The 13565-nt window shown below is 37.1% G+C and carries 12 protein-coding genes; 6 read left to right on the top strand and 6 right to left on the bottom strand.

Features of this window, described 5'->3' with window-relative positions:
- The first annotated feature begins 117 nt into the window (after positions 1-117).
- Together NST60_RS14755 and NST60_RS14750 are read left to right on the top strand one after the other, a co-directional pair.
- Positions 118-453, top strand: coding sequence for a PadR family transcriptional regulator (locus NST60_RS14755; RefSeq protein WP_016203490.1), 336 nt, complete (start codon positions 118-120; stop codon positions 451-453).
- Positions 446-1417 (top strand): permease prefix domain 1-containing protein, encoded by a 972-nt coding sequence (locus tag NST60_RS14750; protein WP_169189258.1) that lies wholly within the window; start codon positions 446-448, stop codon positions 1415-1417. Before NST60_RS14755 ends, NST60_RS14750 begins: the two co-directional genes overlap by 8 nt.
- A gap of 63 nt (positions 1418-1480) precedes the next feature.
- Here the strand turns inward: NST60_RS14750 and NST60_RS14745 are convergent, their stop codons facing one another.
- Positions 1481-1876 (bottom strand): VOC family protein, encoded by a 396-nt coding sequence (locus NST60_RS14745; protein ID WP_341099194.1) that lies wholly within the window; start codon positions 1874-1876, stop codon positions 1481-1483.
- Positions 1877-2076: 200 nt separating this feature from the next.
- On the opposite strand from NST60_RS14745, the gene NST60_RS14740 reads away from it, so the two are divergent.
- Complete coding sequence (locus NST60_RS14740) at positions 2077-2952, top strand: VanW family protein (protein ID WP_341099192.1); 876 nt, start codon at positions 2077-2079, stop codon at positions 2950-2952.
- 68 nt (positions 2953-3020) lie between these two features.
- Here NST60_RS14740 and NST60_RS14735 read toward each other — a convergent pair whose 3' ends face one another.
- Both NST60_RS14735 and NST60_RS14730 read right to left on the bottom strand, forming a co-directional pair.
- On the bottom strand, positions 3021-4853 hold the full coding sequence (locus tag NST60_RS14735) for a hypothetical protein (protein WP_341099191.1): 1833 nt from the start codon (positions 4851-4853) through the stop codon (positions 3021-3023).
- A gap of 178 nt (positions 4854-5031) precedes the next feature.
- Positions 5032-6129 (bottom strand): GntR family transcriptional regulator, encoded by a 1098-nt coding sequence (locus tag NST60_RS14730; RefSeq protein ID WP_212121647.1) that lies wholly within the window; start codon positions 6127-6129, stop codon positions 5032-5034.
- Positions 6130-6698: 569 nt separating this feature from the next.
- Here NST60_RS14730 and NST60_RS14725 point away from each other — a divergent pair.
- From NST60_RS14725 to araA, 3 genes are read left to right on the top strand one after another with little or no spacing between them, the layout of a single operon-like run.
- Positions 6699-8309, top strand: a complete 1611-nt coding sequence (locus NST60_RS14725) for a xylulokinase (RefSeq protein ID WP_341099189.1) — start codon at positions 6699-6701, stop codon at positions 8307-8309.
- Between the two features lie 21 nt (positions 8310-8330).
- Positions 8331-9026, top strand: a complete 696-nt coding sequence (locus tag NST60_RS14720) for an L-ribulose-5-phosphate 4-epimerase (RefSeq protein WP_169189263.1) — start codon at positions 8331-8333, stop codon at positions 9024-9026.
- Positions 9027-9067: 41 nt separating this feature from the next.
- Positions 9068-10486, top strand: coding sequence for an L-arabinose isomerase (araA, locus tag NST60_RS14715; RefSeq protein ID WP_169189264.1), 1419 nt, complete (start codon positions 9068-9070; stop codon positions 10484-10486).
- Positions 10487-10585: 99 nt separating this feature from the next.
- Here araA and NST60_RS14710 read toward each other — a convergent pair whose 3' ends face one another.
- The 3 genes from NST60_RS14710 to NST60_RS14700 form a co-directional block, all read right to left on the bottom strand.
- Positions 10586-10759, bottom strand: coding sequence for a hypothetical protein (locus tag NST60_RS14710; protein ID WP_169189265.1), 174 nt, complete (start codon positions 10757-10759; stop codon positions 10586-10588).
- 145 nt (positions 10760-10904) lie between these two features.
- Positions 10905-12245: a M20/M25/M40 family metallo-hydrolase gene (locus NST60_RS14705; protein ID WP_235678854.1), complete on the bottom strand. Its 1341-nt coding sequence runs from the start codon at positions 12243-12245 to the stop codon at positions 10905-10907.
- A gap of 23 nt (positions 12246-12268) precedes the next feature.
- Positions 12269-13543 carry a M20/M25/M40 family metallo-hydrolase gene (locus NST60_RS14700; RefSeq protein WP_341099186.1) on the bottom strand — a complete coding sequence of 425 codons (1275 nt, stop codon included), beginning with the start codon at positions 13541-13543 and terminating at the stop codon, positions 12269-12271.
- Between the last annotated feature and the right edge of the window lie 22 nt (positions 13544-13565).

Genomic DNA, 13565 nt, shown 5'->3' with positions numbered 1-13565 from the left:
GACTGTTCCCTTAAAAATTTTTAACATTTTACTTCATCTGTCGTAGTATATATGGTAAAGTATAATTACTACGACAGTCATAGTATGTTAGATGAAGTATCAGAAAGGAGTGATTTCTTGATCAGCAGTGATGTCATACGAGGATATAATGACACCATCATTCTTTCTCTATTATTGGAAAAGGATTCTTATGGTTATGAGATTTCAAAAGATATTCGAACATTTACAAAGGAAAAATACATTATTAAAGAAACGACCCTTTACTCCGCTTTTAATCGATTAATTAAAAATAACTATATTAACTCCTATTACAAAGAAGGCGAATTTGGAAAAAGAAGGACATATTACACCATTACTGCAGAAGGAAGGAAGTATTATCAGGAAAAATGCCAAGAATGGGCCGTTACACAGGAAGTAGTTAACTTATTTATTAAGGAGGGTTACAATGAATAGCATTATCAATTATTTGGACAATGTTTTTGCCAGCCTGCCAAAAACATCCGAAATGGAAAAACTGAAACAAGAAATGCTTTCAAACATGGAAGATAAATATTATGAACTGAAGGAAGAAGGAAAAACGGAAAATGAAGCTATTGGCATCGTAATATCTGAATTTGGGAATATAGACGAACTATTGAGTGAACTTGATTTACCATTAAATGAGGAAAAACAACAAGTACATCAACTCTCAGAAGAAGAAGTAGATACTTTTTTTCACCAAACTTCAAAAGCTATGAAATCTATTGGAATTGGTGTGATGCTGTGCTTACTCGGTTCCTCTCTATTAGTCTTCTTCATCCAACTATTTGAGCAAGGTTTTCTAACCGGGATTACAGAAAATACAGCCACCTTAATTGGTGTAGCACAATTACTTTTATTCATAGCAATCGCAGTTAGTTTATTCATTTATAGTGGCCAACTATTAGAGAAATATAAATATATTGAAAAAGGTACTAATTTGAAGCTTCCCATCCATTTGAAAAAAAAGATACAAATGGAAAAAGAAGCATCTCAGCCAAACTTTTTCCGTTCGCTTATTATCGGTGTGGCATTATGTATTTTATCCCCTATCGCTTTATTAGTGACAATCGCCATTAACGATCAAGCAGCAAACTATGGCGTCTGTATTTTATTAGTTCTTATTGCCATAGCAGTTTACCTATTTATTGTAAGTGGTGGAAAAAAGGATGCTTACGACAAACTTTTAAAGGAAACATCTCATTCTTTTGAAAAAAAGCATGAAGATAAAGTAATCGGTGCCTTCGCAGCAATTATCTGGCCACTCGCCGTTGCCATTTTCTTAATTACTGGATTTGTGTACGGAAACTGGCATATCAATTGGATTATCTTCCCAATATCAGGACTACTTATGGCCATGTTCAGCGGTGCATACAGCATTTTGAAAAAGGAAGGATAAGAAAAGCAGAGGGACGGTTCTCGTGAGGTCCATGCCTCACAAGAAACTGTCCCTCTGCGCCCATTATTTCGCGTCTTTGTCAGGTTGATGAATGCCGAATATATTTCCTTCTGTATCGTTGTAATAGCCTTGCCATGCCATTCCAGGTAAAGCGTGTTTTGGCAATGCAACTGTTCCTCCATTTTGAAGAATTTTCTCCTCGGCTACATCATAGTCTTCTATTCCCATTGTACAAGCATACCCATTTACAGCTTGGATTTTTTCTGGGAGAGGAACGGTGCGTTTGATTAAAGCTCCGTTAATACCTAGCTCACTCTCATCCCCGGTCACTGCTCCAAAATACGGCATTCCAGCATAATCACTCCAATCTTCAAACTTCCAATTAAATACCTCTCCATAAAACTTTTTTGCACGTTCCATGTCATCCACATGAATTTCAAAATGAATTGGTCTCCCCATATGTATCCTCCTAAATTTTCTTTAATGAATCTTCTGAATACTTCTATTAGAAACATAGAATTCCTTCACCATTATTGTAATTATTATATTTATTTTTACATGGGCACAAAGGGAATCAGTAATTTTACAAATAAATACATTAAATTGTAAAACAAACACATATTAAAGGATATCGGAGATTTTTATGGAGGTTGTTTCGAATGTATTCTCATTTTTTAATCGGACTCATCCTATTTTCATATGCAGCAATTTTACCTAATGATTTTTTTAGAGCAGTTGAAAGTTCCGCACAGCAAAAGGTTACGGAACAAGAACTTTTATGGAAATCCCCTAGTTTGCCAGTCATCGATACAAAAGAATTTAATAAAGTGATGGATGAAATAGATAAACAAGTATATATCAAACCAAAAGACGCCAGAATTAATAAATCTGGGAATATTGTTCCCGAAAAAGTTGGATATCGTCTCCATCGACTGAAATTTATTGATCAAATGTATGCCCATTATTTCAATGATACTTCCAGTAAGCAGGAGTTCCCCTTAGAAGTCATTTATCCTAAAGTAGATAGCGAACTATTAGAAAGTATTCGCCGAAAAAGGATTGGCAGATATATAACAACCTTTAACAGAAATAATAAAGAACGAAGCATGAATATTTCGCTTGCTACAAAAGCAATAAATAATAGTGTAATTTTTCCAAATGAACAATTTTCCTTTAATCAAGTTGTCGGAAAGAGAACCGTAGAAAAAGGATATTTACAAGCTCCAGTAATCATTAATGGGAAATTTTCAGAAGATATTGGTGGGGGAATATGCCAAGTTTCTTCTACTCTTTTTAATGCGGTAGATAATGCGGGATTAAAAATTGTCCATCGCTATTCACATAGCAGAAAAATCCCGTATGTTCCACCTAAACGAGACGCCACAGTTAGCTGGGACGGACCAGATTTTGTGTTTGAAAATAACTACCAACGACCAGTACTCCTCCAAGCAAAAATGCTAGGAAATCATGTACTCATTGAGATGTATTCATCAGAAGCTATCTCTTATCACCCTAGAAATGTTCCATATTTTTAAGAGAAAGCAGAGGGACGGTTTTGAAGTGAAGTCAATGACCTCACAAGAACCGTCCCTCTGCTTCCTCTTTATCTACTTAATAATTGTTTGGCAAATCGGCGTTCTTCTTTATCTTTTGTGGTTTTTGTTATTGTTTTTAGTGCATCTTGTATAGCTGGCTGATTCCAGACTGATGGAGACCAGTTCTCTAGTACAGTTAGTGCTTGCCAGCGTAATCTTTCATTCTCTGATTCGAGCGCTACCTGAATTAACGGTAAACCTACACCCTCAAATTCTTGCAAATCTTGAATAATGAATTCTAAACATTCTTGTTCTTCTATCGTTAACCTTGGTAAAGGGAAACGCGTTTCTGCAAAAGCACAGAGCTCTTTAATAAGCTGAATATCTTTTGTCTCCATTATTGCGGCAAATAAAGCACTGTTTGACGGTTCCTTCTTTAGTATTTTAAGTAATAAAGAAGTGATGTCCAATTGATAGAATTGTGCAACCTTAATCGCTCGAAAATCAACTTCTGAGTCCTGTTTCAATGCATCAAATGCTAAATGTGACCATTTAGGATTATCTAAAAATGGTTGAAGTGCTTCTTGAAGTAACGTACGTTCATGCTGTTTCCATTGCTCCTTCAAACGTTCTTCCCAAATTTCTTCATCAGCATGTAGAAATTCACTTATTTTTAAAAGCGGATAGAAATCCTCCAAGTTTTCACAATGAGTATGTGCATGGTAAAGGAAACGTGTCAGCACAGCAGCAGCATAAGGATAGTTATCGATACCGTCTGGATTTGACTCATCTAATAAACCTTCAATAATCATGGCTGCTCCAGTGTATAGTTCCTTCGAAATATCCTTTTCATAGAGTGCCACATCTAACTCTCCCTTTGTAGCACAACGCAGAGCTATAAAATCAGCAAATTTCCTATTTTCACAACCCTTGGTAAGCAGCCAATATTTCATTTCAGGCGTTTTGGCTTCTACGAGCTCAATCGCTGTTATTTTACCCATCCCTTGGACAGACTGAACCAGACTCCAAATTTGATCATTTACTCCCTTCCCTCCATTTCTTATTGCAAATATAACATATGGAGTAAATTCATCGTGCAAGCCAATTGTATATAAGAGATCTTGATATTCTTCGCAATTGGTAAAACCAAGTACAAGGATAGCAAATTTGACAACATCTCTATGTGCAGCATGTTCGAGAAGCCATAGTGCCTCTTGCTGTAACGCATGCCCATCCAATTCAGCTTGCCCTAATTGCTCAATGAGCTCATCTCGATAGATAGCAATATGATCAAAAATAATTTGGTCGTATGTCGACTTTCTCGTTTTTACAGTAGGGTGTTCCAGCTGCTCTTTAAAAAGTTTCATTAGTCTATTCATAAATAAAGGTGTCGGTGGTTCATTCACGATAATATCAAATAGACCTGGATCTAATCTTGGTTTATCTGTACCAAAAAAGTAGTCATCATCTGGTAGCTGTCCATCTACTATTCTATGATTTGCTTGTACTTGTTTTTGGATATAGGGAACAATTTTTTCTTTATGTTCCCATGGAAGGAATTCAAGCTTTTCTGATTTATTCATAATAATCTCATGGTCAATTTTGATGATACAGTTTAGTCTAATATAGCCACCAATTTTGACAGAAACCTTATGCTTTTTCCCATCTTCTAATGTAAGAGTTCCTGATAACTTTGTGTAAGGAATAATAAGTGAAAATAAAGACTTTCGTTTATTTTCATCAACTGTTATTCCATCAATGATTAGAAACTCTTCTTTCATTTGATTGATAACTTCAATACAATGTCCTTTATAATCAATGGTCCAGACCTTATGAACCTCTTTTTCCATATCCCTTTTTAAATTTTGCATTTCATGTTTTAATTCCTCTTTAAGACTCATGAACGTCCTCCCTTTTTCAATCCATAGCTAAAAATGGATATAATAGTATATCAAACCATTTTTAACTATCTTTCATCTTTCTATCTATTAAATACTATCTTCTTCTTATAGGAAAGCCTATTAAGCAAAATTGTCTGAGAAAATATACAAATGGACGATTCTTGTAAGTCGAATGACCTCACAAGAACCGTCCCTCTGCCTCCCTAATCGTTTCCCCTTCTATTAATTCAGGCTGATAGTAATTTTCATTTAGTAAATCTTTTTTTCCTTGTAATTTCTTAATAATCCAATCAGCTGCATCGTGTCCCATTTTTTCTTGTGGGTGTGTTAAAGTTGTAAGTTTTATATTGGCATTTTTAGCGATATAAGAATTGTCCTGACCAATAATCGATAATTTGTCCGGTATCGGAATATCAAGTTGTCTGCATACATTTACAACTTCCAATGCAACTTCGTCGTTATAACATACAATGGCAGTCATTTCTTCGATATTCTCGATTAAAAATCCCTGCAAGTTTACATTTAAATCCAACTTAGTCTCTGTAGTAAAAGAAAAGACATGTTCAGCCTGAAAGCGCAGCTTGGCTTCACCCAGTGCCTTGATATATCCCTTCATGCGAAATTTCCCTTGTAAATCATCCATTTTTGCAATAAGACCAATTTTGGTATGTCCTTTTGAAATTAATTCATTTGTTGCGAGATAGCTGGATTCTACGTCATCGAGGCAAAAGAACGGAACTTCTAATTCCTCATAATAGGCATTGACCATAATAAACGGAACATCTTGTTCCTTGAATGATAAATAGTAAGCAATATTGGGGTTGTATAGATTACTCTTCGTAGGTTCAACAATTAATCCATCTACTCCAAATGCCAGCATCATTTCCAACGCTTTTTTTTCTTGTTCTACATCATTATTTGTACTAGCTAACAGCAACGAATAACCATCTGCATTCAATCTCCCTTCAATGCCACGAATAATGGAAGGGAAAATATAATCTGAAATATAGGTGGTGATTACACCAATCGTTTTATTATTTGATTTTCCACTTGTTTTGGACTGATATTGATTAGAAACATACGTACCTGAACCTTTTTCACTTCTGAGAAAGCCTTCGTTTGAGAGCTCTAAAATCGCCTTTCGAACAGTATGACGGCTAACTTTATACTTTTCTTGCAAGGTTGTTTCAGTAGGTATTTGTTCACCTACGCGATAGTCACCTGAAAGAATCTTACTTTTTATATCATCAATAATAATCTGATACTTTAATTTCAATTAACGCACTTCCTTCATTGTTGATTGCTACCATTTAAAATATTTAAAAGTCCATCGTTTCAATTAAAACTAATAAAGGGCGAAAATAGTCCCCCGATTAAAACGCTTCTTTATTTGTATGGTCACATTTTAACATAAGTATGAATGAAACTAAATATACTATCAACATACAAATACCATACAATTTTTAAAAAACAATTTTTTTTGATTTTTTTATTAAATAGGTAAAAAAACCTTTATTACAAAGATTAAGATAAATACAAAGTATAAGCTTGCCCATTCAATACGAACAAATTTATTTATCATTGACAAAAGTACGTACATATATTATCGTGAATGTGTAAAGTTTTGAAATAATAAAAGGCTGTTTTCGTAAAATTCGTTGCGATTACCCGCAACTGGAATACACTTCCGCTGAGCCTATAGGAGTCTACGTGTATTCTGGCTGCTCCATTTTTCCAACTCATTCTTTTTTTCGATTGAAAAACAACAATCCTTTAGAAAACATCCTAATAAAAAGCAACTCCAATCGATTACAGTATATGAAATCGCTATCAAGGAGGGAATATATGAAAAACAATCAAACAAACACGAAACAAGCAATTGTTGACGGATTAACCTCACTTGGAATTGAATTCGGTTCCACTCGGATTAAAGCTGTATTAATTGACCATAACTTTGAAACGATCGCATCAGGAAGTTATGAATGGGAAAACCTTTTAGAAGATGGATTTTGGACGTACAATTTAGTGGATATTATCACTGGCTTACAAACAGCTTATAGTGAAATGAAACAAGAGGTTGAACGTAAGTATGGGATTACTATTCGCACAGTTGGTTCTATTGGATTTTCAGCTATGATGCATGGCTATATGGCCTTTGATCATACTGGTGAACTACTTGTTCCTTTTCGAACATGGCGCAATACAACAACCAGTAGAGCTGCAAAAAAATTAACCGATACATTCCAATTCAATATTCCAGAACGTTGGAGTATTGCCCATCTTTACCAAGCAATATTAAACAATGAAAAGCATATCCCGCGAATCAACCATATCACCACTTTAGCTGGATATATCCATTGGTTATTGACTGGTCAAAAGGTAATTGGTATCGGGGATGCTTCCGGTATGTTCCCAATTGATGAAACTACAAAAGATTATAATGAAGCAATGATCGAGCAGTTTGAAGCATTAATTGCCATTAAGGAATATCCTTGGAAGCTAAAAGATATCCTTCCTAAAGTCGCTATTGCGGGAGAACAGGCAGGAGAATTAACGGAAATAGGAGCAAAAATTCTAGATCGTTCACGAAATTTACAACCCGGTATTCCACTATGCCCCCCAGAAGGTGATGCAGGCACAGGGATGGTCGCAACCAATAGTGTGAGAAAACGGACTGGAAATATTTCTGTTGGAACTTCCGTTTTTGCCATGATCGTGCTAGAAAAAGAGCTCTCAAAAGTTTATCCAGAAATTGATATCGTTACAACTCCAGATGGAAGTCCAGTTGGAATGGTCCATGCGAATAACTGTACGAGTGATTTAAATGCTTGGATGCGATTATTCCGTGAATTTTCAGAGGCAATGGGACAAAAGGTTGATACGGATAAATTATTTAGAGTCTTATTGAACACCGCATTGGAAGCGGATCCAGATGGTGGAGGCTTACTTAGTTACGGATATTTTTCCGGTGAAAATATCACAGGTCTAGAAAGTGGGAGACCGTTATTCGTCCGCTCACCAGAAAGCCATTTCAATTTAGCGAATTTTATGAGAACACACCTCTTTACTGCCTTTGGTGCATTAAAAATCGGCATGGATATTTTGACAAAAAATGAAAACGTAGCAATTGATAGCATTTTAGGACATGGTGGTTTATTTAAAACCCCTGTCGTCGGTCAAAAAATTGTTGCAGCTGCTATGAATACTCCTGTATCCGTAATGGGAACTGCAGGTGAAGGCGGAGCATGGGGAATTGCTCTTCTTGCTTCTTATATGGTGAATAATAACGAGAATGCTAGTTTAGAAGATTTCCTCGACAAAAAAGTATTTAAAGAGGTTGATAACCAAGAAATTTACCCTGATTGCTTTGATGTAGAAGGCTTTGAGGAATTTATTGAACGATACAAAAAAGGATTGGCTATCGAGAAAGCAGCAATAGAAAATTTAATTCTTTAAGTCAGAATTGGAGGGATTAATATGTTAGAACATTTGAAAGAAGAAGTATTCTTCGCAAATTTAGATTTACCGAAACACGGACTAGTAAAATACACGTGGGGAAATGCAAGTGCGATTGATCGCAATAGTGGTCTATTTGTTATTAAACCTAGTGGTGTTGATTACGAAACCATGCAACCTAGTGATATGGTCGTTATTGATTTAGAGGGCAATGTAGTGGAGGGAGAATTGAACCCTTCCTCTGATACAGCTACTCACGCAGTTCTTTATAAGCATTATCAAGAAATTGGTGGAATTGTGCATACACATTCAACTTGGGCCACTATTTGGGCGCAATCCGGTCTAGATCTTCCTGCAATGGGAACCACTCATGCAGACACCTTTTATGGTGCTGTACCATGTGCTCGCTTTTTGACTCAAGAAGAAATTGATCGTGGTTATGAGGAAGAAACAGGTCAGGTAATCATCGAAACATTCGAAGAACGCGGATTAGATATATTAGCCATTCCTGGAGTTTTACTTCATGGTCATGGTCCCTTCACATGGGGCAAAGATGCCAAATCGGCCGTAATGAACAGTGTTGTATTAGACGAAGTGGCGAAGTTGAATTTATTTACACGGGAATTAAACCGTTTTTCTCAAGAATTGCCTCAACGTATTTTGGATAAACACTATTTACGAAAGCATGGAAAAAACGCCTATTACGGACAACAGTAATGCAATCTATTAAACAATAAAATTCGAAAAGAGGGACATATATGTCAACGAGCAAAGTATTTTGGTTTGTTGTAGGTTCACAACATCTTTACGGAGAAGAAGCGTTAAAAGAAGTCAAGGCACACGCACAAACAATGACAGACACTTTAAATGAAAGTGGACTTTTACCATATCCACTTGTTTTACAAGAATTAGCGGTCAGTGCAGATACTATTACGAATGTTATGAAAGAAGTCAACTATCGTGATGAAGTGGCTGGTGTCATCACTTGGATGCATACTTTCTCTCCTGCGAAAATGTGGATTCATGGAACAAAACTATTGCAAAAACCATTGCTTCATTTAGCAACACAATACAATGAGAGTATCCCTTGGGAAACGATTGATATGGATTTTATGAATCTAAATCAAGCAGCACACGGTGACCGAGAATATGGTTTCATCAATGCCCGTTTGAAAAAACAAAATAAAGTAGTTGTAGGTCACTGGCAAAGAGCAAAAGTACAACAGCAGATTGCTGATTGGATGGACGTAGCAGTAGCTTATAATGAAAGCTTCCATATTAAAGTAGCTCGTTTTGGGGACAATATGCGTAATGTAGGGGTTACAGAAGGCGATAAAATCGAAGCACAAATACGATTTGGTTGGACAGTTGACTACTTTGGAATCGGAGACCTTGTCCAATATGTAAATGAGGTAAGCGAAACAGAGATTAATGATTTATTTGCAGAATATGAAACACTCTATGAATTGGATTACGGCACATATAGTAAGGAAGATTGGGAAGCTAGTGTGAAAGTACAAGCAAGCTACGAAATTGCGATAAAACGTTTTCTAGATGAAGGCGGATACAATGCTTTCACAACTAACTTTGAGGATTTATATGGCATGAAGCAACTTCCTGGTCTGGCTGTCCAACGTTTGATGGCACAAGGATATGGTTTCGCTGGTGAGGGTGATTGGAAAACAGCTGCACTTGATCGCCTTCTAAAAGTAATGAGCCATAATGAATCAACAGGCTTTATGGAAGATTACACCTATGAATTAGCGGTTGGTCAAGAGGCAGCTCTTCAATCACATATGCTGGAAGTCGATCCAACTTTAGCAAGGACTAAACCTAAAATGATTGTATCTCCGTTAGGAATTGGCAATCGCGAAGATCCCGCTCGTTTAGTTTTTGATGGGAAAGCTGGAGACGGAGTCGTTGTTTCAATGGCTGACTTCGGTACGCATTACAAACTATTAATTAATGAAGTATCAGCATTTGAACCAACTGTTCCAGCGCCAAATCTACCTGTAGCCAGAGTGCTATGGACAATTAAGCCAAATTTCCAAGACGGCGTGAAAGCTTGGATAGAGAATGGCGGAGGTCACCATACAGTTGTTTCCTTAAATTTAACAACCGATCAAATTATCACTTACGCAAAACTTGTTGGATTGGAGTATGTGGTAATCAAGTAATGGAAGCAGGGGGACTCCCTGCATTGCTAAAAGAAATAGAGGGACGGTTCTTGTGTATGATATGTCCTCACAAGAACCGTCCCTCTGCTTCCCCATCATTCATCCCATTCCTCCTGGTCCACCGCTGGAATTAACTCGATTATAATGTACTACTTCTCCTAATTTTTCTGCTTGTTTGTTTTCATCAGGTGCTGTCATGCCAGATTTCTTTTCGAAAAATAGAACAAGGCCCATCACAATTGCTATTGGTGCAAATAACCATAAAAATATCATTCAAACACCTCCATCATACATATATGATTGATTATTCATAATATTCATACGTTATGGTGGTGCAATTGGTTTCATTTAATTGGCAAAATACAGGAGACAGCTGTTGCGAGTCGAATGTCCCCACAAGAACCGTCCCTCTGCTTCCCTATGCATAGCTCCGTAATACGGATGCCATAAACTTTATTCCTTCTATATAGTCGGTTAGGTTTATGTTTTCGTTTGGTGCGTGGTTTTGGGAGGTTGCGTTGCCTACTCCGAATCCAAGGGATGGAATGCCGAATTTTTGACAAAGGTTATACATAGGACCTGTTCCAGCTTGCGAGCGTAAGACTTGTGGCTTTTGGTCATAGAACTGCTGAGCAGTGCTGACAACTTTCTCGACAAGTGGATCAGTTAATTCAGTTGTGCCTGCTCTTTGCCCTTTTAACTTGATAACTTCGATGTCACCAAATCCGTGTTTAACTAAATGCTTTACCAATAGATCGTAAATTTCTTCTGGATCTTGTTCTGATACTAGACGGAAATCGAGTTTTACTTTTGCAGTCGAGGGAAGAACCGTTTTAGATCCTTCTGCTGTATAACCAGATTCGATCCCGCAAATCGTACAAGTTGGTTGAAAAATTAATTTTTCTTTCAAAGGAAAACCAGTTAAATTATTTACATAGTTTTTTAACCCTAAATTTTCTAAATCAGCTGCTTCATCAAGTTCCATTTCTTCTGTCAGCTTTCTTTCTTCCTCTGTCAAAGTTTTGACTTTATCATAAAATCCCTCTATTAATACTTCTTCTTTCGTATTTTTCAATGTAGAAAGGGCCCATACTAATCGCCAAGCCGGATTTTCCACGATGGCTGCTTTCGCTGAATGCAAGTCAATATTAGCCCCTTTAGCTCTTAACTCTACATACAACATTCCTTTGCAGCCTAAAGTAATCTGCAGTCTCCCATCTAATGTTTTAAATCCATTTTCCCAAATACATCCATCTGCTTGGATTTTTTTAGGATTATTGATAATAAACTCTTCTAGATGAGGGCTGCCGATCTCTTCTTCCCCTTCTACCAAAAACTTCAGATTAATCGGCAATGTACCATATACTGCTTGATACGCATGGACAGCACAAATTCTAGAGAGAAGTGTTCCCTTATTATCAGCAACACCTCGTGCATATATTTTTCCATCACGGATCTCTGGAGTAAATGGATCACTTAACCATTGATCAATCGGGTCTTCTGGCTGAACATCATAATGATTATAAAAGGAGAGAGTTTTCTCCTTGCCATTTTGTATCTCCCCATAAACAACTGGATTTCCTTCTGTTGCCACTAACTCTACTTCTGCCCCTAGGTTCTTCAAATGGTGCTCAACCATTTCGGCTGTCTCCTTAATCCCTCTATTTTGCGCGGCTACACTCGGTTGCTCGCAAAGATCGAACAACCATTTTACATACATTTCTTTATGATCTTCAATATATTGATATACTTCTTTCATAGTTGAATTCTCCCTTATACCATTTAACATTTTGATTTATTCTTCTCCAATAATGATGAGGTAACCTGTTCTAATCCAACTAAACCTAGAATTGTTAATAAGATTTTTTGTGCACCAATGTGGCCATCTGTAGGATTATAATACTCTTGTAATGTATGGAATCCTCCCCCTTCACCACCTCCGCCAAGTGTTAAGGCAGGAATACCTAAATGAATAGGAACATTAGAATCGGTACTGCTTGCTTTATCTAAAATCGGCTCAAATCCTAGAACGGATGTCGCACATCGAGCAGCTTGCACTATAATAGCATCATTATCTTGTGATCCTGCTGGACGATCACCTACTTTTTCTATTTGAAGACTTACTTGTGATTCTACGTTCCATCGAGCATTTTCTTCTTCTTTGGCTTGTTCCATCAAATGCAAAAACTTACTTTCGATTATTTCTAGCTCTTCTTGGGAATTGGAGCGCAAATCAACTAACATTTCTGCTGTTTCGGCAATGGTGTTAACAGAAGTTCCCCCTTTAATCATCCCTACATTAAAAGTTGTTTTTGGTTCGGCAGGTGGCTGCAAATCAGAAATTTTAGCAATAGCCCTCCCTAATGCATGAATAGGACTGGGAATACCAAAATTTCCAAAACTATGTCCACCTGGCCCTGTAAATAAAACGTTAAACCTTTTACTTCCTGTACCTAAATAGGTAATACGGCTTGGATCTCCGGGCTCGATGGAGATAAATCCATCTATATCTTGGCGATTGTCAAACAATGCCTTCACTCCTCTTAAATCACCCAGTCCTTCTTCTCCAACTGTCGCGCCAATGATGAGATCTCCTTCTGTCTTTATCCCTGCTGCAGTGAGAGCACGGATAATCGTTAAGACAACGGCTAACCCTCTCCCATCGTCACAAATCCCAGGAGCATAAATTAACCCGTTTTTCCGTATTGCCTTTACATTCGTTCCTTTTGGGAAGACAGTATCTAGATGTGCACAAACAACAAGGGAAGGACCATTCCCACTTCCAGGCAGCACCCCAAAAACATTCCCTACCTCATCTGTAGATACTCCTTGAACACCTAGCTCTACTAATCTCTTTTTATACCACTTTCCTTTTTCATCTTCTTCAAAGGTTGGTGCTTCTATTTCCGTGAGCTCAATTTGTTCCTCAGTCGTTGCTTCATTATCTTCTTTTAAAAACGCTAGCGCTGTTTTGACTTGCTCATTCTGGGCAAGCTTTTTATATACCTGTTCCACCTTTTCTGTAATAGCCGCTGTTTTTTGTTCTACATTTTCCATGTAAATGAACTCCCTCTCCATT

This window comes from Niallia sp. FSL W8-1348 (genome assembly GCF_038006745.1).
GTDB classification, from domain to species: Bacteria; Bacillota; Bacilli; order Bacillales; family Cytobacillaceae; genus Niallia; species Niallia alba.
The sequence above is the reverse complement of the archived record's forward strand: the minus strand, read 5'-3'. Positions and strand labels throughout refer to the sequence as shown.